Origin of the sequence: Candidatus Thiodubiliella endoseptemdiera (assembly GCF_964212635.1) — a bacterium.
Lineage (GTDB): Bacteria > Pseudomonadota > Gammaproteobacteria > PS1 > Pseudothioglobaceae > Thiodubiliella > Thiodubiliella endoseptemdiera.
Map to the genome: position 1 here is coordinate 1,188,061 of NZ_OZ156463.1, position 23,219 is coordinate 1,211,279.

29 protein-coding genes are annotated in these 23,219 nt (G+C 40.8%); 12 read left to right on the forward strand and 17 right to left on the reverse strand.

Annotated features, from left to right (window positions below; all coding sequences use genetic code 11):
* Nucleotides 1-32: 32 nt before the first annotated feature.
* Genes topA through dprA form a run of 3 tightly spaced genes read right to left on the reverse strand, consistent with a single transcriptional unit; the run spans nt 33 to nt 3,940 of the window.
* Nucleotides 33-2,378, reverse strand: a complete 2,346-nt coding sequence (gene topA, locus AB8525_RS06215) for a type I DNA topoisomerase (protein ID WP_369176899.1) — start codon at nt 2,376-2,378, stop codon at nt 33-35.
* Entirely contained in the window at nt 2,378-2,866 is a 489-nt protein-coding gene (locus AB8525_RS06220; protein ID WP_369176901.1) for a DUF494 family protein, read from the reverse strand. Before AB8525_RS06220 ends, topA begins: the two co-directional genes overlap by 1 nt.
* Nucleotides 2,867-2,872: 6 nt before the next feature.
* Nucleotides 2,873-3,940 (reverse strand): DNA-processing protein DprA, encoded by a 1,068-nt coding sequence (dprA, locus tag AB8525_RS06225; RefSeq protein ID WP_369150183.1) that lies wholly within the window; start codon nt 3,938-3,940, stop codon nt 2,873-2,875.
* A 109-nt stretch (nt 3,941-4,049) separates the two neighbouring features.
* On the opposite strand from dprA, the gene rpmH reads away from it, so the two are divergent.
* The 9 genes from rpmH to AB8525_RS06270 all read left to right on the forward strand — a co-directional run bounded on the left by rpmH (nt 4,050) and on the right by AB8525_RS06270 (nt 10,217).
* Nucleotides 4,050-4,190 (forward strand): 50S ribosomal protein L34, encoded by a 141-nt coding sequence (gene rpmH / locus AB8525_RS06230; RefSeq protein ID WP_369176902.1) that lies wholly within the window; start codon nt 4,050-4,052, stop codon nt 4,188-4,190.
* On the forward strand, nt 4,190-4,540 hold the full coding sequence (gene rnpA / locus AB8525_RS06235) for a ribonuclease P protein component (RefSeq protein WP_369150185.1): 351 nt from the start codon (nt 4,190-4,192) through the stop codon (nt 4,538-4,540). Before rpmH ends, rnpA begins: the two co-directional genes overlap by 1 nt.
* Nucleotides 4,540-4,767, forward strand: coding sequence for a membrane protein insertion efficiency factor YidD (yidD, locus tag AB8525_RS06240; protein ID WP_369150186.1), 228 nt, complete (start codon nt 4,540-4,542; stop codon nt 4,765-4,767). The genes rnpA and yidD overlap by 1 nt, the downstream gene beginning before the upstream one ends.
* A 13-nt stretch (nt 4,768-4,780) precedes the next feature.
* A complete protein-coding gene (gene yidC, locus AB8525_RS06245) occupies nt 4,781-6,406 on the forward strand; it encodes a membrane protein insertase YidC (protein ID WP_369150187.1) in 1,626 nt (541 codons plus the stop codon).
* A complete protein-coding gene (locus tag AB8525_RS06250) occupies nt 6,399-7,247 on the forward strand; it encodes a TauD/TfdA family dioxygenase (protein ID WP_369176904.1) in 849 nt (282 codons plus the stop codon). Before yidC ends, AB8525_RS06250 begins: the two co-directional genes overlap by 8 nt.
* A 328-nt stretch (nt 7,248-7,575) precedes the next feature.
* Entirely contained in the window at nt 7,576-8,913 is a 1,338-nt protein-coding gene (locus tag AB8525_RS06255) for a pentapeptide repeat-containing protein (protein WP_369176906.1), read from the forward strand.
* Nucleotides 8,913-9,431, forward strand: coding sequence for a 1,6-anhydro-N-acetylmuramyl-L-alanine amidase AmpD (gene ampD, locus AB8525_RS06260; protein ID WP_369176907.1), 519 nt, complete (start codon nt 8,913-8,915; stop codon nt 9,429-9,431). Before AB8525_RS06255 ends, ampD begins: the two co-directional genes overlap by 1 nt.
* The gene (gene kdsC, locus AB8525_RS06265) at nt 9,400-9,921 is read left to right on the forward strand and encodes a 3-deoxy-manno-octulosonate-8-phosphatase KdsC (protein ID WP_369176909.1); all 522 of its coding nucleotides are present in this window, start codon (nt 9,400-9,402) and stop codon (nt 9,919-9,921) included. The genes ampD and kdsC overlap by 32 nt, the downstream gene beginning before the upstream one ends.
* Nucleotides 9,918-10,217: an MGMT family protein gene (locus tag AB8525_RS06270; RefSeq protein ID WP_369176911.1), complete on the forward strand. Its 300-nt coding sequence runs from the start codon at nt 9,918-9,920 to the stop codon at nt 10,215-10,217. Before kdsC ends, AB8525_RS06270 begins: the two co-directional genes overlap by 4 nt.
* Here AB8525_RS06270 and AB8525_RS06275 read toward each other — a convergent pair.
* From AB8525_RS06275 to AB8525_RS06325, 11 genes are all read right to left on the reverse strand, one after another.
* Complete coding sequence (locus AB8525_RS06275) at nt 10,214-10,363, reverse strand: hypothetical protein (RefSeq protein ID WP_369150368.1); 150 nt, start codon at nt 10,361-10,363, stop codon at nt 10,214-10,216. The genes AB8525_RS06270 and AB8525_RS06275 overlap by 4 nt on opposite strands.
* 23 nt (nt 10,364-10,386) lie before the next feature.
* Nucleotides 10,387-10,800, reverse strand: a complete 414-nt coding sequence (locus AB8525_RS06280; protein WP_369176913.1) for a F0F1 ATP synthase subunit epsilon — start codon at nt 10,798-10,800, stop codon at nt 10,387-10,389.
* Complete coding sequence (atpD, locus tag AB8525_RS06285; protein WP_369176914.1) at nt 10,801-12,180, reverse strand: F0F1 ATP synthase subunit beta; 1,380 nt, start codon at nt 12,178-12,180, stop codon at nt 10,801-10,803. It abuts the gene before it with no gap.
* Nucleotides 12,181-12,219: 39 nt separating this feature from the next.
* Complete coding sequence (gene atpG / locus AB8525_RS06290) at nt 12,220-13,083, reverse strand: F0F1 ATP synthase subunit gamma (RefSeq protein ID WP_369176915.1); 864 nt, start codon at nt 13,081-13,083, stop codon at nt 12,220-12,222.
* A 13-nt stretch (nt 13,084-13,096) separates the two neighbouring features.
* Nucleotides 13,097-14,638, reverse strand: coding sequence for a F0F1 ATP synthase subunit alpha (gene atpA / locus AB8525_RS06295; RefSeq protein WP_369176916.1), 1,542 nt, complete (start codon nt 14,636-14,638; stop codon nt 13,097-13,099).
* Nucleotides 14,639-14,664: 26 nt separating this feature from the next.
* Nucleotides 14,665-15,213 (reverse strand): F0F1 ATP synthase subunit delta, encoded by a 549-nt coding sequence (locus tag AB8525_RS06300; protein WP_369176918.1) that lies wholly within the window; start codon nt 15,211-15,213, stop codon nt 14,665-14,667.
* 10 nt (nt 15,214-15,223) lie between these two features.
* Nucleotides 15,224-15,694: a F0F1 ATP synthase subunit B gene (locus tag AB8525_RS06305; protein WP_369176919.1), complete on the reverse strand. Its 471-nt coding sequence runs from the start codon at nt 15,692-15,694 to the stop codon at nt 15,224-15,226.
* A 31-nt stretch (nt 15,695-15,725) separates the two neighbouring features.
* Nucleotides 15,726-15,965 carry a F0F1 ATP synthase subunit C gene (gene atpE, locus AB8525_RS06310; RefSeq protein WP_369176920.1) on the reverse strand — a complete coding sequence of 80 codons (240 nt, stop codon included), beginning with the start codon at nt 15,963-15,965 and terminating at the stop codon, nt 15,726-15,728.
* A gap of 25 nt (nt 15,966-15,990) precedes the next feature.
* Nucleotides 15,991-16,869, reverse strand: coding sequence for a F0F1 ATP synthase subunit A (gene atpB, locus AB8525_RS06315; RefSeq protein WP_369150223.1), 879 nt, complete (start codon nt 16,867-16,869; stop codon nt 15,991-15,993).
* Between the two features lie 2 nt (nt 16,870-16,871).
* On the reverse strand, nt 16,872-17,201 hold the full coding sequence (locus AB8525_RS06320) for an ATP synthase subunit I (RefSeq protein WP_369176922.1): 330 nt from the start codon (nt 17,199-17,201) through the stop codon (nt 16,872-16,874).
* Between the two features lie 97 nt (nt 17,202-17,298).
* On the reverse strand, nt 17,299-17,457 hold the full coding sequence (locus AB8525_RS06325) for a hypothetical protein (RefSeq protein ID WP_369150227.1): 159 nt from the start codon (nt 17,455-17,457) through the stop codon (nt 17,299-17,301).
* A 108-nt stretch (nt 17,458-17,565) separates the two neighbouring features.
* On the opposite strand from AB8525_RS06325, the gene AB8525_RS06330 reads away from it, so the two are divergent.
* Nucleotides 17,566-18,852, forward strand: a complete 1,287-nt coding sequence (locus tag AB8525_RS06330) for an NAD(P)/FAD-dependent oxidoreductase (RefSeq protein ID WP_369176924.1) — start codon at nt 17,566-17,568, stop codon at nt 18,850-18,852.
* A gap of 91 nt (nt 18,853-18,943) precedes the next feature.
* Here the strand turns inward: AB8525_RS06330 and AB8525_RS06335 are convergent, their stop codons facing one another.
* The 3 genes from AB8525_RS06335 to AB8525_RS06345 are packed head-to-tail and all read right to left on the reverse strand — an operon-like array spanning nt 18,944 to nt 21,597.
* The gene (locus AB8525_RS06335) at nt 18,944-19,090 is read right to left on the reverse strand and encodes a hypothetical protein (protein ID WP_369149988.1); all 147 of its coding nucleotides are present in this window, start codon (nt 19,088-19,090) and stop codon (nt 18,944-18,946) included.
* A gap of 26 nt (nt 19,091-19,116) precedes the next feature.
* Nucleotides 19,117-20,781 (reverse strand): DNA repair protein RecN, encoded by a 1,665-nt coding sequence (gene recN, locus AB8525_RS06340; protein ID WP_369176926.1) that lies wholly within the window; start codon nt 20,779-20,781, stop codon nt 19,117-19,119.
* Nucleotides 20,782-21,597, reverse strand: a complete 816-nt coding sequence (locus AB8525_RS06345) for an NAD(+) kinase (RefSeq protein ID WP_369150230.1) — start codon at nt 21,595-21,597, stop codon at nt 20,782-20,784.
* A gap of 77 nt (nt 21,598-21,674) precedes the next feature.
* On the opposite strand from AB8525_RS06345, the gene grpE reads away from it, so the two are divergent.
* Both grpE and AB8525_RS06355 read left to right on the forward strand, forming a co-directional pair.
* On the forward strand, nt 21,675-22,274 hold the full coding sequence (gene grpE / locus AB8525_RS06350) for a nucleotide exchange factor GrpE (RefSeq protein WP_369176928.1): 600 nt from the start codon (nt 21,675-21,677) through the stop codon (nt 22,272-22,274).
* A gap of 166 nt (nt 22,275-22,440) precedes the next feature.
* A complete protein-coding gene (locus AB8525_RS06355) occupies nt 22,441-23,082 on the forward strand; it encodes an adenylate kinase (RefSeq protein WP_369176930.1) in 642 nt (213 codons plus the stop codon).
* Nucleotides 23,083-23,219 lie beyond the last annotated feature (137 nt).

The following is a 23,219-nucleotide window of genomic DNA, read 5'->3' on the forward strand; positions in this document are numbered from 1 at the left end:
TAAACATCGAGAAAACTTCCTTAAATTTTAGTCTATTTTTTAACAACTTTTTTCTTAACTGCCTTTTTCTTTGTAGGTTTGGCTTTAGGCTTGAGTTTACCAGCAACCGCTTTTTTACACTCCTCTAGAGTAAGGTCGGCAGGTTCTTTTTCGCCGAAGACTTTTTTGATGGTGATGTTTTTTTGACCTTTGCCTTTTTTCTTGCCGTTCCAGATGTAGGGACCGAAGCGACCGTTGAGGATTTGGATTTCGGAGTTGGGGAAGGTTTTGATGATGCGTTCGGCGTCGAATTTTTCTTTAGCTTTGATGAGGATTAGGGCTTCTTCTAGGGTAACTTCTTCGGGGGTGAGTTCTTTGAGGGAGACATATTTTTTGCCGTATTGTAGGTAGGGACCGAAGCGGCCGTAGTTGGCTTTGATGATGCCGAAGTCGTTGGTTTCGCCAACGGTGCGGGGCATATTGAAGAGTTCTATGGCTTCGTCAAAAGTGATGGTTTCAATATTGAGTGAGCCGCGAAGTGAGGCAAATAAGGGTTTGTCTTCGTCGTCTTTGTGACCGATTTGGGCGAATGCACCGTATCTGCCGAAACGAACGCTGACGGGTTTGCCGCTTTTTGGGTCGGTGCCGAGTTCACGCATACCGCTGACTTCTTCTCTGGAAATGTCTTCGGCGCCTTCAATTTTTTTGTGGAAAGGGGTGTAGAAATTTTTGACCACACCTTGCCATGGAGTGTTTTTGGTGGCAATGGTGTCAAAGTCGCTTTCTAATTTTGCGGTAAATTGATAGTCGATGATATCGTCAAAATATTTGACTAAGAAATCGGTAAGCAAATAGGCAACACTGGTGGGAAACAGTTTGTTTTTTTCTGCACCTGTTGTTTCAACGGGGGTAGATTGGGCAATAATGCCGTCGTTGATTTCAATCAGTTGGTATTCGCGTTTGACACCTTCTCTGGTTTCTTTGGTAACATAATTTCGCTCTTGCACAGTGGAAACCATCGTAGCAAAAGTTGAGGGTCTGCCAATGCCCATTTCTTCGACTTTTTTCACCAACGAGGCTTCGGTGTAACGCGGTTTTGCTTTTGAGAAACTTTCTCTGGCGGTAAAACTGGTTAACTTTAAATTATCGCCTTGGGCGAGGTTTGGCAATAATTTGTCCTCTGATGATAGGTAGTCATAGACGCGTAGGAAGCCTGGGAATGCCAGCACTTCACCGTTGGCTAAAAATTGCTCATCGCGATTTGAAAGGTTGATTTTTATTTGCGTTCTTTCTAATTGTGCATCACTCATTTGCGAGGCTAGAGTGCGTTTGTAGATTAGGCTGTAGAGTTTGGCAGCCTGGTCTTCAATGCCAAAAATACTGGGCTTGGTTAAGTCGGTCGGGCGAATGGCTTCGTGAGCTTCTTGGGCACCAGCGTCTTTGGTTTTATAGCGTCTGGCATGATGATATTGCTCGCCAAATTCTTGCTTAATCACTTTTTCGGCGGCCGAAATTGCCTCTTCTGATAGAGTGAATGAGTCGGTTCTCATATAGGTAATTGCACCTTCTCGGTAGAGATTTTGTGCGAGTGTCATCGTTTGTTTGACTGAAAAGCCTAGTTTTTGCGAGGCTTCTTGTTGCAGGGTAGAGGTGATGAAAGGTTGCTTTGGTGAGCGCTTTGAGGGTTTTTTTTCAATAGAGGCAACGCTGAAATCACTCTTTAAAAGTGCGTTGGCAAAGGTCAATGCTTCGTCTTTGCTGGTAAAGTCTTTACTGAGTTTAACATCGATAATTTCGCCAGCATTGTTGACTAATTCGGCTTTGACTTTATAGGTATTTTTAGCAATATGTTCTGTGATTTCCCTTTCTCTTTCAACGACCAAACGCATCACTGGCGATTGCACACGACCTGCGGAGCGAGCGCCTGCAACCTTACGCCATAAGACGGGAGAGATTTCAAAACCGACTAGGCGGTCGATGATGCGACGGGCTTGTTGAGCGTCAACGATATTTTGGTCAACAATTCTAGGCTGGGTGATGGCGCTAGTAATTGCCCCCTTGGTGATTTCATGGAAAACAATTCTGGGTGTGTTATCGGGTAAATTAAGGGCTTTGAGCAGGTGCCAAGCGATTGCCTCCCCTTCACGGTCTTCGTCTGTTGCGAGATAAACTTTCTCAGCAATTTTGACGGATTTGCGTAAATCAGCAACGACTTTTTTCTTATCACTGGTGATTTCATAGGTAGGTTCAAAGTTGTTTTCAATGTCAATGCCCATTCCTTTTTTAGGCATATCGCGGATGTGACCGATACTGGATTTAACGGTAAAATCTTTGCCTAAAAATTTTTCAATGGTTTTGGCTTTGGCAGGGGACTCGACGATGACCAGATTTTTTGACATTATTGCACGATCCTATTGTCGTCAAGAAAAACAATAGATTCGAGCCATTCTGCTGAAACTTCGTCCACATTGCTGTTGCCGATGACCATCATCACTATCCATTTTAGGTCGTCAAGGTGAATGGAATTTTCATCTAATGACATTACTTGCTCAATGACAATTTCGCGTTGGATGGCGGTAATTTGCCCTATATTTTCCATAAATAATAGAAAACCACGAGATTTAGCGTCTAATCTGATTTTTTCTGCACTGCTATAAATACGCATACCACCTTGAGTATTTGGAAATACTTGCACTTTGCCGTCTTGTGAGGTGGCAATATTTTCTAACCAGTCAAGTGCATTGTCAATGCGGGTTACTTCAAAACCAGCGTCTGAAAGGTGTGCTTTTAAGGCGATGTCGTCGATTTCATTGATTGATTCGTCTGCGATCTCAAACAGATAATCAAACATATAAGTTAGCACATCAAGAATATTATTATTTGTCATAAAACCTCATTTAGTTAGCGCATAACTAGAGCCATTAACCTTTGCCACTACATTGTCGAGTTCTAATAAAAGCAACTCTTGGGTAATGATTTGGGGACTAAGTCCGCTTTTTTCTACTATTTCGTCAATGCTCATTGCATCGTAACTCAGGTATTTTAATAGTATAAAGGGGGTGCTGTCTATCTCTTTTTTAGAAATAGTTGGATTATTTTTTTGTAGGATGTTTAATGGCTCAAATTGTAATTCATCCAAAATATCATCAATATTTTCCACCAATTTTGCCCCATTTTTGATGAGTTGATGGCAGCCTTTTGCTAAAAGATTGTGGATAGAGCTCGGGATGGCAAACACTTCTTTGCCTTGTTCGGCTGCTAGTTTTGCAGTAATCATCGTGCCACTTTTAACACTGGCTTCAACCACCAAAGTGCCTAAACTCAGCCCACTAATAATGCGATTTCGTCTTGGAAAATTATTGGCAATGGGTGAAGTGCCGATACAAAATTCAGAAATTAACGCGCCTTTTTTGGCAATTTGGTGTGCCAAAGATTTGTGCTTTGCGGGATAAATTCTATCCAGCCCCGTGCCACACACGGCAATAGTTGGTTGATTGGCTTCTAACGCACCAATATGTGCGCTGGCATCAATACCACTTGCCATCCCAGAGGTAATTACCAGGCCCAATTTTGCCAAGGTACTGGCAAAGGTTTGGGCATTTTCCTGACCACCAGAACTGGGATTACGAGAGCCGACAATGGCGAGTTGTGGCAATGATAAACAAGCAATATCGCCTCTGACATAGAGCAAGGGCGGTGGATCGGAAATGGTTTTCAGTTGTTCCGGGTAGTTTTTGTCAATTAAAGTCAGAATATGACAATCGCCCGCTTTTGCCCAGTCGAGATCGGCTTGCACCAAGGTGGTGTCGTTTGTTGTTAAAAAATCCAGTGCATCTTGACGAAATACACCACTCTCTTTACGGGCAGAGTGGGTGACTGAGAATACTTGCTCAGGGGTTTCAAAAATTTGCAAGGCCTTATAAAAAGTGCGTGTGCCAACATGGGGTGCTTTTAATAGCATTAACCAATAAACTAAATCCATTTTCCACTTGCTCTAAAAATTGCTATATTTTTATTGTAACACCGTGTTTATGGTAAAATTGCCCATTTTTATTTGACTGTATATAATTATGAAACAAAAAAGAACCTTCCAACCGAGTGTTATTAAACGCAAACGCACCCACGGTTTTAGATCAAGAATGAGTACCAAAGCGGGTCGTGCAGTGATTAACGCCCGTAGAAGGAAAGGACGCAAGCGTTTAACTGCCTAATGTCTTTTCGGTCTTTTGGGTTAGGGCAAGAAGCCAAAATTCTTAAAGCCAATGAATATGCCACTGTTTTTAAAGGCGGTAAATTCGCAAAAGGAAAATATTGGCAAATTGTTGCAAAACCTATTAATGCATATACACCCCGTTTAGGGCTGGCTATTTCGAAGAAGGTGCATCGTTTGGCAGTCGATAGAAACCGATATAAACGCATTGCACGAGAAACTTTTAGAGTGCAAAAACAGCAGTTGGAACACTGGGATTTTGTGGTGATGGCAAGGCGTTCAAAGTCGGTAAAAAATGCTATTTTATCTGCAGAATTATTGGATTTAATGAAAAAGGTAACACAAGACTGATGAAATATTTATTATTACTTCCGATTAAATTTTACCAATTATTCATCAGCCCTTTATTGGGCTCTAATTGCCGTTTTGACCCCACTTGTTCGCAATATGCTTATGAGGCTGTGCAAACACACGGATTTTTCAAAGGGTTGCGTCTGAGTATTCAACGCATTGGCAAATGCCATCCCTGGCATCAAGGCGGTTTTGACCCAGTGCCAGATAAAAAACATTTACATTAAAGGTAATATTATTATGAACAATCAAAAATTATTTTTAGGCTTTGCTATTTTTCTGACGGTTTTTATTCTTTGGGATAAATGGCAGATTGTGCAAACTAAAGATGCAAATGGCAACACAGTCTATAAAACCGAAACCCATTTAGATGCAACGACAACTGCAACCAAGACCGATGTGCCGACGATGGACATACAGCAAACAGCAGAAATTGACTTGCCCACTGCACCAAGCGTCACCCAAAAAGGCGGGTTTACCACGGTAACAACGGATTTGTTGACAGTAGAGATTAGCCATAAGGGCGGCACCATTCAAAATGCCTTCTTAAACGATTATCCTATCAAAATAGGCGGTGAAGACAAATTCCAGCTATTAAGCGACAAAGCAGGGCAATTATTCCAAGCACAAAGTGGCTTAGCGTCCAGTAATAATTTGTTACCGACCCACTTATCTCGCTTTAATTCTACTAATACCCACTATCAAATGCATACCGATGAATTGGTAGTGCCACTCACATGGCAGGGTAAAGACGGCATCCAAGTGGTAAAAAATTATCATTTCAAAAAAGGCAGTTATGTTGTGGGCGTCGATTATCAAATCAGCAACCATTCCAGCCAAGCCATCCCCGTTAAATCCTATGTGCGTTTGAGTCGCAATGCCATTGACAAATCCAATCTAATGATGCCTACCTTTAGTGGCGGTATTGTGTATGACAAAGTAGCCGACAGCGTGCAAAAAAATGATTTTGAAGACTGGGGAGATTTCAAGCCACAACAAGCCGAAGGTGGCTGGATATCAATGGTGCAACAATACTTTATGGCAGCGTGGATTCCCGACCAAACCCAGGTCCAACATTTTTCTGCTAGCACCAGCAACCAAGTTTACAAACTCACCAATGCCAACCAACAAACCAATGTCGCCGCTGGCACTACCCTAACGCTGGATACCAACAAATTGTATATCGGACCTAAGACATATGGTCAGATTGAAAAAGTAGCAACAGGCTTACACTACACACTAGACTACGGTTGGCTAGACATCTTAGCAGATCCTTTATCTTGGAGCATACATAAGATTAACGATTTTATTGGCAGTTGGGGCTGGTCAATTATTATTATTACGCTATTGCTTAAACTGGTGTTTTATCCACTCAGTGAAAAATCTTATCGCTCAATGGCAGGCATGCGAAAACTCGCACCCAGATTGGCAAAACTCAAAGAAACCTATGGCGATGACAAACAGAAAATGGGGCAAAAAACCATGGAACTGTATAAAAAAGAAAAAATTAATCCTGCCTCAGGTTGCTTGCCGATTATGGTGCAAATCCCCGTATTCATTGCCTTTTACTGGATGCTACTGGACACAGTTGAATTACGCCAAACCGCATTCTGGTGGCTATCAGACTTATCCGCTATGGATCCCTACTACATCCTCCCCATCGTTATGGGCATCTCAATGTTTGTGCAACAAAAACTCAACCCGCCACCACCTGACCCAATGCAAGCCAAGATTATGATGGCATTGCCTCTCGTGTTTACCGTTATGTTTTTATGGTTCCCATCAGGTTTGGTACTTTATTGGGTATTTAACAATACGCTCTCTATTGCACAACAATGGACCATTAACAAGCGTATGAATGGCTAATGTTTTAACCAATTTATCCGATTATCAGTTTTGGCGAGATGAAAAATTAGCCAAGGCAGCCAGCAAACTTGACCCCTGTATTGTTGATATACACAATCCGCTGACACTAACGACAGCAGAAAAAAGCAAAATCCAAAGCCTTTGCCAGCAAAATAATTTCGCCCTCATTCAAACCCAAACCCAAGCAGATTACAGCCACGCAATCGTCCACTTAAATCAACAACTGGGCTTAAAAGCATATGACCGCCACCTATTTGTGAATAACGACACCTTAGCACACATCACCCCCACCAGCAACCCACAACAAGGCGAATTTATCCCCTATACAAACAAAGCCATCGGCTGGCATACCGACGGCTATTACAACCCGCCTGAGCAACGCATTCGCAGTTTTAGTTTATTCTGTGTCAATCCTGCTAGCAGTGGCGGAGAAAATAGCTGGCTGGACAATGAAATACTCTATATTTTGTTACGCCAACAAAGCCCAGAAGCCGCCGCACTACTGACCCGAACCAATGCAATGACCATCCCCGCACACAGTGAAAAAGGCAAAATTTTACGCCCTGAGTCAACGGGTGCGATTTTTATGCAGGACAATAAGCGACTGTATTTGCGTTATACGCAACGCAAAAAAAATGTGCAATTTGCCGATGAAGTGCGTGCAGCGGTGGCATTGTTAGATGAGATTTTAGCGCAAGGTAGTCCTTATCATTTTCAACATTTAATAACGCAAAATCAAGGGATTATATGTAATAATGTGATTCACAAACGCAGTGGGTTTGTTGATGATGAACGCAGTCCACGGTTACTTTTAAGGGGGCGGTATTTTGAACGAATCTAAAAACAGCATAAAAAAACCATTCTTTGAGTTTATTCAAGACCATTTATACTTATTTGCAGAACGCTTTAATAAGTCAACTACTGAAGTGGTTTTTTTATTCTTATTAACATTAATTAGTGTATTTTTTCCAATATTACTTAAGTTTTTTCCTGAATGTCTTATATCGATTTTCATAGTTCTTTTTGGAAGTCTGTGTTTTCTTGTTTACGGGTTTAGAAGTTTAATAGTACACAACACAAAAATCAAAAAATTACAACAAAAACATAATAAATACACAAATTTACCTTCCACTGGAATAAGAATACTCTTGGTTATATTGTTCACTGTATTGTCACTTGTATTTTTTTGGTTTATTTACGAAAATCCTTATGAGTGGGAAATTCTCAAAAACATCACAATAGGTGTAAAAAGTATTATTTCTATCACTACTCTCATAATAACAGCACCTATTGCTTTTATTATTTGGGCATTCCGTGACAAAAATAAATTATTAGAATTAGAAAATGCCAGAAAAGACACCAATCTCAAAGAGTTTCAACAACTACAACGCTGGGCAACGGGCAATATTGAGGGTGATAAAGACAATCAAGGCAACAAAATCGCCCTGCAAATATCCGCTCTGCACTCCTTGCGTGCTTATCTCAAAGGCGAATATGGTGACAGCTTGAGACGGGGTGCATACGAGATTTTTCGTGCCAGTTTAGCAACTCAACATCAAAAAATTCTAAAGCAAGTAAACGAGGGTGAATTTGAAAATATAACAATTGCGATAAACAGTTGCCAATTCACCAAGCAACTTAATATTATTGCCAGCGAAGAGTGGTTTAATTTACTGATTAATCATAATTTTCCCACCAATAACATCAGTCTGTTAGGCGTAAATTTAAGTAAAACCTATCTACACCACTGCACTTATGGCAAAACATTAGATTTGGGGGGTGCACAATTACAAAAGGCGAATTTGAGGGATGCACAATTACAAGGGGCATGTTTGAATAATGCACGATTACAAGGGGCATGTTTGAATAATGCACAATTACAAGGGGCAGATTTGAGGGGGGCACAATTACAAGGGGCGAATTTGAGTAATGCACAATTACAAGGGGCAGATTTGAGGGAGGCACAATTACAAGGAGCAGGTTTAGTATGTGCACAATTACAAGGGGTGGATTTGTTGAATGCACGATTACAAGGGGCGGATTTGAGGTTTGCACAATTACAAGGGGCGAATTTGAGGTTTGCACAATTACAAGGGGCATGTTTGAATAATGCACGATTACAAAAGGCGAATTTGAGGGACGCACAATTACAAGGGGCAGATTTGAGGGAGGCACAATTACAAGGGGCGAATTTGAATAATGCACGATTACAAGGGGCTCATACAAATGTACATTACGTCGATTTTAAACAAAGAATAGAGCAACAAATCGATCAAGACACTACTAAAGAAATCCGAGGTCTAATGTACAAAGCACTTGATGACACGCAAAAATCGCAACTTATTGCTGAGTTAAAGGCAGTTAGTAGTATGTGTGCTACTGAGGCAATTGAACGCATTAAATCTGCCTCAGAAACACTAGATTTATCAGGAGCAAGCACAGGAAAATACAGCCAACAAGATGCAGACGAGTGGCTAAATTGTTATCATAAGGCAATGAAAAAATAATGACATTTAAACACATTCACTCACCCAATTTCAGCAAGCGGACGGCTGAGATTGATATGCTGGTGATTCACAATATCAGTTTGCCACCCGGTGAGTTTGGCGGTCGTTATATTGAAGATTTTTTCCAAAACCAACTCGACCCTTCTGCACATCCATATTTTGCCAGTATCCAGCATCTCAAAGTATCCAGTCACCTATTAATTAAACGCAATGGCGAGTGCATTCAGTTTGTAGATTTTGCCGATAAAGCTTGGCACGCTGGGGTATCCTCTTATCGTGGACGGGACAATTGCAATGATTTTTCTATTGGCATTGAACTCGAAGGGGCGGATGATATTGCCTATACTGAGGCACAATATCAGCAATTGAATAAAATTTTAGCGGATTTATGCCAGCAATATCCCATAAAATACATTGTTGGACATAGCGATATTGCCCCCGGCAGAAAAACCGACCCAGGGCGTGCATTTAATTGGAGCAAAATAGATGAGCACAGACAAATTAGCAAAAAAAATTAAACTCATTATCTTTGATGTCGATGGTGTTTTGACCGATGGCGGTTTGTATTTCACCGAAGATGGCACCGAATTCAAACGCTTTAATGCACTCGATGGACATGGCATTAAAATGCTCAAAGACAATGGCGTTGAACCTGCTGTGATTTCTGCCAGAACATCAAATGCCGTTAAACATCGAATGGAAAATTTAGGCATTGTGCATTTTTATCAAGGGCAAGCAGACAAAGTCGTGGCATTTAATGATTTATTGCAAAAACTGAATTTATCTGCCACTGAGGTGGCGTATGTAGGCGATGATGTGATTGATTTGCCCGTGATGACTAAAGTGGGTTTTGCCGTTGCCGTTGCCAATGCACACGATTTGGTAAAACAACACGCCGACTTAACCACGGAAAAATCAGGCGGCAACGGTGCAGTGCGGGAAATTTGTGATTTTATCCTTAAAGCACAAGGAAATTTTGACCAAGCAATGGCAAAATATCTACAATGACCGAATTTCAACAACTGTGCTACACCACCTTAACAGAAAAAGTCCCTGCCGGTAAAGTAACGACCTATGGAAAACTAGCCAAACTCATTAACCGCCCTAATGCGTATCGTGCCGTTGGTAGTGCCATGAACAAAAACCCATTCGCACCCGAAGTGCCTTGTCATCGTGTCGTGAGTGTAAACGGAGATTTGGGCGGTTTCGCTTATGACATTAACCTAAAAATAAAACGCCTTCAAGAAGAAGGCGTTTTTGTGAAGAAAGGGAAAATTGTAGATTTTAAGAAAATCTGTGTCTAATTGAGACCTTTGCATAAATAGGGATGATTAGCAAAATGACAGATTTTATTAAATTGGAAATTTTTTAAATCCACTCCTAGCAGGGCTAAGGGTGTTTTTAAAAAGTTTGTAATTTGATGAAAGATGGCGTTTTGATGATTATTCATATTTATGCAAAGGTCTCTAATTATTAAACTTTTTTACCACGCATTTTACCAATCATTTGTAATTGTGCCATTGACTCAGCAAGTGCCGCTTGGGTTGAAGAAATATCTTGACTGCCTTCGGCATCAGACATTGCTTCTTCTGCTCGTTGTTTGGCTTCTAAGGCTTTGGTTTCATCCAAATCTCCAGCACGGATTGCCGTGTCAGAGAAGATGGTGACTATATCAGGCTGCACTTCAACGATACCACCAGAAACATAAATAGATTCTATGCCTTTGTCAGTTTCAATGCGAACTTCACCTGGTTTTAATGTTGATAGCAGGGCGACATGTTTTGGATAGATACCTAACTCACCCGTTGATGCGGGGGCAAATACACAATTTGCTGCACCCGAATAGAGTGATTCCGTTGCACTGACAACATCAACATGGATAGTCATTTACGCACTCTCCGCCGCTTTTTCGCGCACTTCGTCAATAGAGCCCATCATATAGAAAGCTTGTTCTGGTAAGTCGTCCATTTCGCCATCAAGAATTGCTTTAAAGCCAGAGATAGTATCTTTGAGCGATACATATTTACCTGCTGCACCTGTAAATACTTCTGCTACGAAAAATGGCTGAGACAGGAAACGCTGAATTTTACGAGCACGAGAAACGGATTGCTTGTCTTCCTCAGATAATTCATCCATACCTAAGATCGCAATAATGTCTTTTAGTTCCTTATAGCGTTGCAACACACCTTGAACGCCACGAGCGACATTGTAATGTTCTTCTCCAACGATAAGTGGGTCTAGTTGGCGAGAGGTAGAGTCTAATGGATCTACTGCAGGGTAAATACCCAATTCCGCTACTTGACGAGACAGAACAACCGTGGCATCTAAATGCGCAAAAGTTGTTGCTGGCGATGGGTCAGTTAAGTCATCTGCTGGCACATAGACTGCTTGGATTGAAGTAATTGAGCCTTTTTTGGTGGAAGTAATACGCTCTTGCAATGCGCCCATTTCTGATGCTAGTGTTGGTTGATAGCCTACTGCCGAAGGCATACGACCTAGGAGTGCGGAGACTTCCGTACCTGCTAATGTGTAACGATAAATGTTGTCAATGAATAATAACACATCACGACCTTCATCACGGAAATATTCAGCCATTGTTAAACCTGTTAAAGCAACACGCAATCTATTTCCCGGAGGCTCATTCATCTGTCCATAAACTAGCGACACTTTGTCTAGGACATTTGATTCTTTCATTTCGTGATAGAAGTCGTTACCTTCGCGAGTTCGCTCGCCAACACCAGCAAATACAGAGTAACCTGAATGCTCAATCGCAATGTTACGGATAAGTTCCATCATATTAACAGTTTTACCAACACCAGCACCACCGAACAAGCCCACTTTACCACCCTTAGCGAATGGACAAACTAAGTCGATTACTTTAATGCCAGTTTCTAATAATTCTGCTGCAGGGGCTAATTCATCATAAGCAGGGGAAGAACGGTGAATTTCCCATTCTGTTTCTGGATTGATGTCGCCAGCATTATCAATCGGCTCGCCTAATACATTCATAATACGGCCTAAAGTCTTAGTGCCTACTGGCACTTTAATTGCTGAACCCGTATTGGTTACTTCTAATCCGCGTTTTAGTCCCTCAGAAGTCCCCATTGCAATGGCACGAATAGTATTATCGCCTAATTGCTGCTGCACTTCTAAGGTTAACCCTGTTTCGGTTACTAATAAGGCATCGTAAATATTTGGAATACTGCCTTCTGCAAATTCGACATCGATAACCGCGCCAATAACTTGTGTAATTTTTCCGTTGCTCATTTTACTTTTCCTCTTTTTTAAACTTTCACTAATTAATATTTATACAGCAGCTGCACCACTTACAATCTCGGAGATTTCTTGAGTAATTGCCGCCTGTCTTGCTTTGTTGTAAACCAATTCTAAATCTTGCACCATATCGCCTGCATTGTCTGTTGCATTTTTCATAGCAATCATTCTTGATGACTGCTCACAAGCGATATTTTCAACCAAACCTTGGTAAACTAAAGCCTCAATGTAGCGCACTAATAATGCACTTAATGCCACTTCTGCATCTGGCTCGTAGATGTAGTCCCAATGATGTTCCATACCGTCTACTTCCCCTGCAACCATTGGCACTAACTGTGTTACTGTTGGCACTTGTGTCATGGTGTTTTCAAACTTGTTATAGGCAACGGATAACTGCTGAATTTCCCCAGCGTCATACGCATCTAGCATCACTTTGACGGTGCCTAATAGGTCGTCAAAATGAGGGGCATCGCCTAAATCTGTCAATACTGATTTAATGCTTAATCCAGTATTTTTAAAGAATGCAGTGGCTTTTTTACCAATGGTGCAAATATCAACTTCGATACCTTGGGCTTGGTATTGCACTACTTGCTTTAATAAACTTCTGAATAGGTTGGTGTTTAAACCACCGCACAAACCACGATCACTAGAAATAATAATGATGCCCACTCGTTTCACTTCACCCGCTTCTTTCATATAGGGGTGCTTAAACTCTGAATGTGCGTAAGCCAAATGCCCAATCACTTGAGAAATCTTGTCAGAATAAGGGCGAGATGCCAACATTCTGTTTTGTGCTTTTTTCATTTTAGACGCTGCGACCATTTCCATTGCCGAAGTAATTTTTTGCGTATTTTTAATACTCGCAATTTGCGTTCTAATTTCCTTTCCGCTTGCCATTATTCTGCTCTATCTACCAAGTATGATTTGTTTTAAAGTCATCAATTGCTGCTTGTAACTCGGCAATAATGGCATCGTTATAGTCACCTGTTTCGTTAATCTTATCCATTAATGGGGTTTGATTTGCACCCATATAAGCGATTAACTCCGCTTCAAAATCAACCACTTTATTGGCTTCAATATCATCTAATGCACCTGAGTTTGCTGCGAATAATGACGCCGCCATTTCAGCCACTGAGAGTGGCGAGTATTGGTTTTGCTTCATCAATTCTGTTACTCGCTGACCACGGTCAATTTGTGCTTTGGTTTCTGCATCAAGGTCAGATGCAAACTGTGCAAATGCTGCTAATTCACGATACTGTGCAAGGTCAAGACGAATACCGCCACCTAATTTTTTAATGATGTCAGTTTGTGCTGCACCACCGACTCGGGAGACGGATAAACCAGCATTAATCGCTGGGCGAATCCCTGAGTTGAACAAGTCCGTTTCTAAGAAAATCTGACCGTCGGTAATAGAAATTACATTGGTTGGTACGAATGCGGATACATCGCCACCCTGAGTTTCAATGATTGGCAAAGCGGTTAATGATCCTGTTTTGCCTTTCACTTTACCATCGGTTAATTGTTCTACATAATCTGCATTAATTCGCGAGGCGCGTTCCAATAAGCGAGAGTGCAAGTAGAATACATCCCCTGGATAGGCTTCACGACCCGGTGGACGCTTCAATAGCAAGGATACTTCACGATAAGCCCAAGCCTGTTTGGTTAAGTCATCATATACAATGAGTGCATCTTCGCCAATATCACGGAAATACTCACCCATTGAACAACCTGCATACGGTGCAATGTATTGTAATGCGGGCGAATCAGAAGCACCTGCATTGACGACAATGGTATTTTCCATTGCCCCATGCTCTTCTAATTTACGCACAACCGCTGCTACAGAGGAATCTTTTTGACCAATTGCAACATACACACACTTAACACCGGTGTTTTTTTGGTTGATAATGGCATCAATTGCAACGGCAGTTTTACCCGTTTGTCTGTCGCCAATAATTAACTCTCGCTGACCCCGACCGACTGGCACCATCGCATCAATCGCCTTAACACCCGTTTGAATGGGTTGGTCAACAGATTGACGGTCAATCACACCCGGTGCAATCACTTCCAATGGACGCGAATGCGGGGTTTTAATATCGCCTTTACCATCGATGGCTTTGCCTAATGGATTGACGACACGACCTAACATTGCTTCGCCAACAGGCACTTCTACCAAACGATTAGTACACTTCACTGTGTCGCCTTCAGAAATATGTAGATATTCACCTAAAACAACCGCACCAACGGAATCTTGCTCCAAGTTAAGTGCCATACCGAATGTGTTGCCTGGAAACTCAAGCATTTCACCAAACTGCACATCAGCTAAGCCGTGAATACGAACAATACCGTCGCTCACGCTGATTACTGTGCCTTCTGTGCGTGCTTCCGCTGCAAAATCAAAGCCCTCTATTTGTTTTTTAATTAAATCACTAATTTCACTGGCGTTTAATTGCATAACCCTTCCTCTTTTAAAATTTTAAATTAATTGATTGACAAACACGAACTCAGCGCATCTACACGCGCCTTGACCGACAAGTCAATTACTTTGTCACCTTCTTTGATCACTATACTACCTACCAAATTTTTATCTACCATTGTGTTAATACGCACTGTGGTATTATATTTATCTGCTAAATCGCTAACAATTTTCTTTTCTTCTTCTGTACTTAATTGATAGGCACTCGTTATCTGAAATACTTTCGCATCACTCTCAAGACCCGTCTTGGCATTGAATAACGCTAAGATACTTGGCAATACACTCAGTCGCCCATTTTCTAATAACAAACCAATAAAGGCTTTTTCTTTTTTGCTTAATGCTCTATCTAAGGAAGATTCGAACACCGCAATTACCGCTTTTGCCTTTTTTAACTTACTGGCACTGGGCGAAGCCACAAATGCACACATCATCGCATCTTCTGCAATCAATGTACCCACTTCTAACACTGCTTTCCAGTCTGAATGAGACTTGCCCTGCTGTGCAATTTCAAAAACTGCATTGGCATAAGGCTTGGCGATTGTTGTTAATTCCACTGCTTAATCCTTATAAAGTTTGTGACAGTTTTGTCAGCATGCCCTGATGGGTTTCGCCATCTACTTCTTTGTCTAAAACTGCGCCCACACCTTGCATAACCAAAATAGACACCTGGTCTTTTAATTCGTTACGCACGCGTTTTGACTCTTGTTCAATTTCAGCATGTGCCTGTGTTTTAATGCGTTCCGCCTCTTGAGAAGCAGTGTCTTTGGCATCTTCAACCATACCCGATGCTTGTTTTGTTGCATTGGCAATAATGGCAGCCGCTTGGTCTTTTGATTGATTAATCATTTCTTGTGCTTTTTGCTGTGCCTCTTTATGCTCAGACAAACCGCGTTCCGCTGCAATCAAACCACTTTCGATACGCTTTTTACGCGCCTCCATAGCGGCAACAATCGGCGGCCATACGAACTTCATGCAGAACCATGTAAACATGGCGAACATAATTAATTGCCCAATCATTGTCAAATTAATATTCATAACTTAAACCTTGCTTTCAAATAAAAAGTTATTAACCGGTAACCGCAAATAAGATATACATTGAGATACCTACCGCAATCATTGGTACTGCATCTACTAGACCCATGACAATGAACATTTGCGTTCTAAGCATTGGGATAAGCTCTGGTTGACGCGCTGCACCCTCTAAAAATCTTGCCCCTAAGATACCGATACCTACCGCCGCACCTAATGCACCTAAACCCATTAAGATTGAACCCGCTAAAAATAATGTTGCTTGTACTTCTGTCATTTTCTTACTCCTATTTTTTAAAAAATTAATGGCTTTCGTCGTGTGCCATATCCATATACACAATTACCAATGTCATAAAGATAAAGGCTTGTAGTAATACAATCAAAATGTGGAAAATTGCCCACGGCAATGATAATGTCCATTGAATCCAAAATGGCAATAATGCAATTAAAATGAAAATCATCTCACCAGCGTACATGTTACCAAACAAACGCAGTGAATGCGATACAGGCTTTGCAATTAAGGAAACAAATTCTAAGAAAAAGTTAGCCGGTATCAATAAAATCTTAAGAAATATATTGTCAGACGAAAAAGGATGTAAGGTTAATTCTGCAGTAAAGCCGCCAAAACCTTTAATTTTAATACTATAAAACAACATCAACAAGAATACGCCAATTGCCAAGCCGAAAGTTGCATTTGGATCTGTGGTTGGTACGACTTTAAAAAAGACATGATGCGGGTCAGCACCAAAGAACACGCCAATATGTTGAGCGATTTGTGGCACCCAATCAACGGGGATTAAATCCATCGTGTTCATCAACACAATCCAAATAAATACTGTTAATGCCAAAGGCGCAACCAATGGGTTTTTGCCGTTAAACGAACCCCGCACATTTTCATCAATAAACTCAATCACACTTTCAATAAAGTTTTGTGCACCTGATGGTGTATCGGTGGTCATTTTTTGACCTATACGATAAAAAAAGAATAAAAATACAGCACCTAGTAAGAATGAAACCCCTAAAGTGTCTAAATGTAATGCCATAAAGCCCATTGCCTTAGCCTCAGCTGCGGTATGTGCTAATTCCCAAACACCAGTATCCGGATTTTGACCATAAGTCAAATTCTGTAAGTGATGTTTAATATAATCGCCCGAAGCGATAAGCTCATTTCCTGCTGACATTGTTATTTTTGTAAAACCTTATCCAATAAAAAACTAATTAATCCTGAAACCAAACTAATAATGAGTGCCTCTGCATTCAATCCAAAACTAAAATATCCGATTAAAGTCAAACTCACCACGATTGCCATTCGCATTATCACACTGATGGCCATCATCCCAACCCCTGCTTGGGCACTAATAGTTATATCCTTTATTTGCTTGTTTGTATGTCGATCAATTAACGCTGTGTTAATCAAACCAATTATGCCCCCATAAAGTGCAGAAATCCCCGCATCTATTGTGGAAAAGTAAGTAATAGACGCCAACATAACGACTAACTGAACCTTTGGCATTGCTTTATTTATTGCCAAAATCCAAAACCACAAACTCACAAAATTCAGAATTATACAGTTTAGATAATAAAGGTTGAAGATAATTTCAAGGAATTTATCATTTTTTAACTACGAGACCTTTGCATAAATAGGGATGATTAGCAAAATGACAGATTTTATTAAATTGGAAATTTTTTAAATCCACTCCTAGCAGGGCTAAGGGTGTTTTTAAAAAGTTTGTAATTTGATGAAAGATGGCGTTTTGATGATTATTCATATTTATACAAAGGTCTCTACATTAAAATACAATAATGTTTTAATGTATTTGACAGTTAGCACAATATAATTAATAATGTCACTTTTAAAATAAAAAGGAGAGTTAACTATGGCACATATTGTCGTTATTGGAGCAAGTACGGGCGGATTACCTTTTGCCTATGATATCAAGAAAACACTGGGAAAAAATCACGAAGTAACGGTTATTTCTAATAACCCAAACTTTAACTTTATCCCTTCAAATCCATGGGTAGCCGTTGGTTGGCGCTCTGAAAATGACATTAGTTTTGAGCTTGAGCCTAAATTAAAACGCAAAAAAATTAATTTGATTGTTGGTGAAGCTACCCAAATTAAACCAAATGAAAACCAAGTGATGGTTGGTGATCAGACTGTTGATTATGATTATCTAGTGTTAGCAACAGGTCCTAAATTAGCGTTTAATGAAGTGGAGGGCTTAGGCCCAGATGGACATAGTGTCTCCATCTGTACCACGGCACATGCTGAGTTAGCCCACCAAAAATGGGAAGACTTTTGTGAAAACGGTGGTGGTCCAATCGTTGTCGGTGCCGTACAAGGTGCTTCTTGTTTTGGTCCTGCGTATGAATTTGCAACCATCATGGAAACTGATTTGAGAAAACGCGGTATTCGTGACAAGTGTCCCATTACTTTTGTCACTCCCGAGCCTTATATTGGTCATTTAGGTTTGGGCGGTGTTGGTGATTCTAAAGGCTTGCTAGAAGCTGAATGTCGCCATCGACACATTAAATGGCACATTAACTCTAAAGTGGCTTCTGTACAAGCAGATAAGGTGGTTATTGATGAATGCGATGACAATGGAGAAAGTGTTAAAAGTGTAGAAATTCCAAGTGCTTACACAATGTTATTACCTGCTTTTAAAGGTGTTGATACCGTTGCTAATTTAGCAGATGTTGACTCTGGCTTTGTCAACCCACGAGGCTTTGTATTCGTCAACGAATATCATCAGTCCCCCGTTAAAAATAATATTTTCTCACTTGGTGTCAATATTGCCATCCCCCCTGTTGAAGCAACCCCTGTTATGTGCGGTACGCCGAAAACGGGCTATATGATTGAATCCATGGTAACCGCTGTTGTCCACAATATCGAAGATATGATTAACGGTAAAGAGCCGTCAAATATTCCAACTTGGAATGCTGTTTGTATCGCAGATATGGGCGACACGGGTGCAGCGTTTGTTGCGATGCCACAGATTCCACCGAGAAATGTGACTTGGGCGAAAAAAGGTAAAATGATGCATCTTGCTAAGATTGCTTTTGAGAAATTTTTTATTCGTAATATGAAAACAGGCAACACAGAGCCTGCTTATCAAAAATATATCTTTAAGATGTTAGGGATTGAGCGTTTGAAGAAGGAGTAAGTTTTTCCGACTAAAAAAAGCCGCTTGTTTAGGCGGTTTTTTGCTCTAGTGTATAAAATCACCTTTAAACATCTTAGGTTGTTAGAGATACCTAGAGACCTTTGCATAAATAGGGATGATTAGCAAAATGACAGATTTTATTAAATTGGAAATTTTTTAAATCCACTCCTAGCAGGGCTAAGGGTGTTTTTAAAAAGTTTGTAATTTGATGAAAGATGGCGTTTTGATGATTATTCATATTTATGCAAAGGTCTCTAAAGGCAATCAAACTAGGCTAAGTTGTATCATTTCTGCTGCAGTAGAACGGGTGCTATCAGTAATTATTGCACCTCCTAAAATACGTGCAATCTCGTCAACACGCTCATCATCAGATAATTGCATTACTGTTGTTTGTGCGCCTTCATTTTCCTGCGATTTATGCACACGCAAATGTTGATGTCCAAAGGCAGCAACTTGTGCCAAATGAGTGATACAAATGATTTGATAATGCCCGCTTAACTGTTTGAGTTTTTGCCCGACGACTTCGGCAACAGCACCACTGATACCAACATCGACCTCATCAAAAATCAAAGTCGGCGTGTATTCGCTGTCGCTGCTGACAACTGAAATCGCCAAAGAAATCCGTGATAACTCGCCCCCCGACGCAACCTTTTTCAAGGCTTTAAAATCACTACCCATATTAGTTTTTACCAAGAAATCAACACTCTCATTGCCATTGTAATGCACGCCTTCCACCTTCTTCGGCAAGTCAACGGTAAACGCACTACCCAGCATACCCAAAACTTGCATTGCGTCAGTCACCAAACTTGATAACAGTTCAGCTTTTTCAACACGCACCTTGCTCAACGCTACGGCTTTTTCATTATATTGTTCTACCAAAGTCGACTTTTGTCGCTCTAAATCGTCTATCGACAGCTCTGCACCCCCAATCACTTCTAATTCGCCCGCAATTTTATCCTTAACTTCAATCAATTCCATAATCTGACAAGAATGTTTACGCGCCAAATCGTGCAACTCACCCAAACGCGATTCTAAATTTTTGGTTGTTTCTTCATCAAACGACAAGCCACTCAAATAATTCGTCAGTTCATAGATACTTTCCTGAGTCTGCACCTGAGCGCTTGATATTAACTCGGCAATTGGGGCTAATTTTTCGTCAGTATCTACCACCTGATTGAGCGAGTGACTGAGTGCCATCAGTTGCACATTCGCCCCATTTTCCTGCTCAAGTTGGTTGAGAACACCCGAAGTTTGTTCAATTAAACTGGCAGAATTCGCACTCATTTTAAAATCTTGCTCAATCGTATTTAACTCATCTTGCACCAACACTGCACTGTCTAATTCATCTAATTGATGTTGTAATAATTCTTGCTGTTGCTGTTTTAATTCTTGATTATTGCTGAGTTCGTCAATCTGTTTGCTCACCGCAGTATAGTCCGCCACTATAACATTCAATGCCGCACACGCCACAGAATTTTGCGCATAAGTATCAAGCAAATCTTGTTGTTGATCGGTACGCAATAATAATTGATGTTCGTTCTGCCCGTGCATATCAATCAACAACTCGCCCACACCACGCAACACCGATAACGGCACACTTACCCCATTCACAAAGGCTTTTGAGCGCCCATCAGCCATCACAATTCGACGCAAAATACATTCCCCATCTTCATCCAGCGATTGTTCTTTGAGATAATCTTGTATTTTTTGCTGATTAGCCACCTCAAACACCGCACTGACTTCGGCCTTGTCCTTACCATGACGCAAAAGTGTCGAATCGCTACGATGACCGAGTGCTAAATTCAAAGCTTGCAAAAGGATAGATTTCCCCGCCCCTGTTTCGCCCGTTACCGCACTCATACCAGACTCAAAAGACAAGTCCAATGTTTCAACAACAGCGAGATTTTTAACCGAGAGTTGAGATAACATTTATAATTTCGCACCCCAGTGCAATTTAGAACGAATAATCTCAAAGTAATCATAATCTTGCGGATGCAATAAATGAATCAAACTCTGATGCTGACGCAAATGAATAGCTTGCCCCACCACAATCGGCACCGAAGTTTGCCCATCAAAATTAACCGTTGCCCCTACATCAGATTCTCTAATATGCACCACCACCTCGCTTTTACCCGGTACCAACAATGGGCGATGACTCATAGTATGCGGGCAAATAGAGACCAAACCAATCGCGTCCAATCCAGGATGCATAATCGGACCACCACTTGAAAGTGCATAAGCAGTTGAACCTGTGGGCGTAGTAACAATCAGCCCATCAGCGCGTTGATTACTGACAAATTTACCGTCAATCAACAAATCAAACTCAATCATTTTCAAAGTTTCAGTTCTATGTACTACCGCATCATTCAACGCCAAGTATTGCCCCAGCACTTTACCGTTTTGTTTAATTTGGCACGATAATAAATGACGCTTTTCTTGAATAAAATTACCATTTAACACTTCAGTTACAATAGTTTGCATTTTGGTCGCAGGCACATCGGCTAAAAATCCAAGTCTGCCTAAATTAATCCCTAATATCGGAATTTTTTTATCCACAAAAGTTCGTGCTGTATTCAGTAGCGAGCCATCGCCTCCAACCACGATGATTAAATCTGCCTGTTCGCCAATCTGCTCTCCATGCACTACAGTAACGCTTCTTTCCTCAAGCAAAGCCCCCAATTCTAGTGCTTTTCTATCACTATTAGGGTCGTTGGGTTTGGTGATAATTCCGATTGTATTAAACATAGTTATTTATTCGCAGTTGATTTATTTAAAATAGTGCCTATATAGCAAACGAAATATACACGAATTAGGACAGAATTATGACAAAAAAAGCAACAGAAAACCAAAAAGAAGTAGAAGTGGCTGATGAAACAGTTGAAAATCAAACAGAAGCTGCAGCAACAGAGGAAAATAACATCGAAGACGCCATTTTAAATGCGTCCAAAATATCAACAGACGATGATTTACAAGCACAACTAGAAGAAGCCCAAAAATCCGCCAAAGACAGTTATGAAAAAGTCATCCGTGCTCAAGCAGAAATGGAAAATATGAAACGCCGCAACGCCATTGATTTAGAAAACGCCCACAAATTTGCCTTAGACAACTTCGCCAAAGCCCTACTCGAAGTCAAAGATTCATTAACAATGGGCTTAAAAACTGCAAAAGAAGAAAGTGCAACCATTGAAAGTATCCTTGAAGGACTAGAAATGACCGACAAAGTTTTCCTATCCACCCTAGCCAAATTCAGCATTGAATCCATCAACCCAATAGACGAAACATTCAATCCCGAATACCACGAAGCCGTAACAATGGTACCTATGCCCGATAAAAAATCCAACACTGTTTTAGAGGTAGTGCAAGTTGGCTTTACACTAAACGGTCGCCTAATCCGCCCAGCAATGGTCGTAGTCGTCCAATAGATTCCAAAAAGATAGACCCCCCCCCGATTAAGAAACAGTATCATTCTTCACCCCATTTGTAAATTGTATTAGAGTTCGGAAAGTGTGCTATGGTATAATTCCCACTCGTTTTTGCCTGACATTATAAAAAAGGGCTAATTTTATTAATTATTTTAAGGAAAACATTATGAAACTAATTCTTTTAGGCGCACCAGGTGCAGGCAAAGGCACTGTTGCTAAATTACTAACTAAAATTGATGGCTCGGTTCAAATTTCTACAGGCGATATTTTGCGTGGAGCGGTTGCCGCGGGGACTGAACTTGGCAAACAGGCTCAAGCAGCAATGAAAGCAGGCGACCTAGTGTCTGACGATTTAATTATGGGCATTATGGAAGAACGCCTTAAAGAGGACGATTGTAAATCTGGCTACTTGCTAGACGGCTTCCCGCGTACTATTCCACAAGCAGAAGCATTAAAAACATTACTTGAGAAAATGGGTGAAAAATTAGATGCTGCAGTTGAAATCGATGTGCCTCGTGATGTCATTCTTGACCGTTTAACCACACGACGCACTTGCACAGGTTGCGGTGAAATTTACAATGTCAAATCCAACCCACCTAAAGTTGAAGGCGTTTGTGATAAATGTGGCGAGCCAGTAGTTCAACGCGACGACGAAACAGAAGAAGCCATCAGTAATCGTTTAAATGTCTATAACGACCAAACTGCACCTTTAGTGGGTTTCTACGAAAAAGAAGGCCTGTTATTGAGTGTTGATGCAACCTCATCTGAGGCAGTTATTAATGCAATTCAAGAAAGAATCAATAGCTAATTAATCTTTAATTATTGAAAACAAAAAACCCAAACAACTGTTTGGGTTTTTTATGGTTTAATTTAAGATATAGAGCAGAACAATAGAACTAAGGTGATAAACCCAACCCCTTTGACAAGCATCGACAGACTAAACCA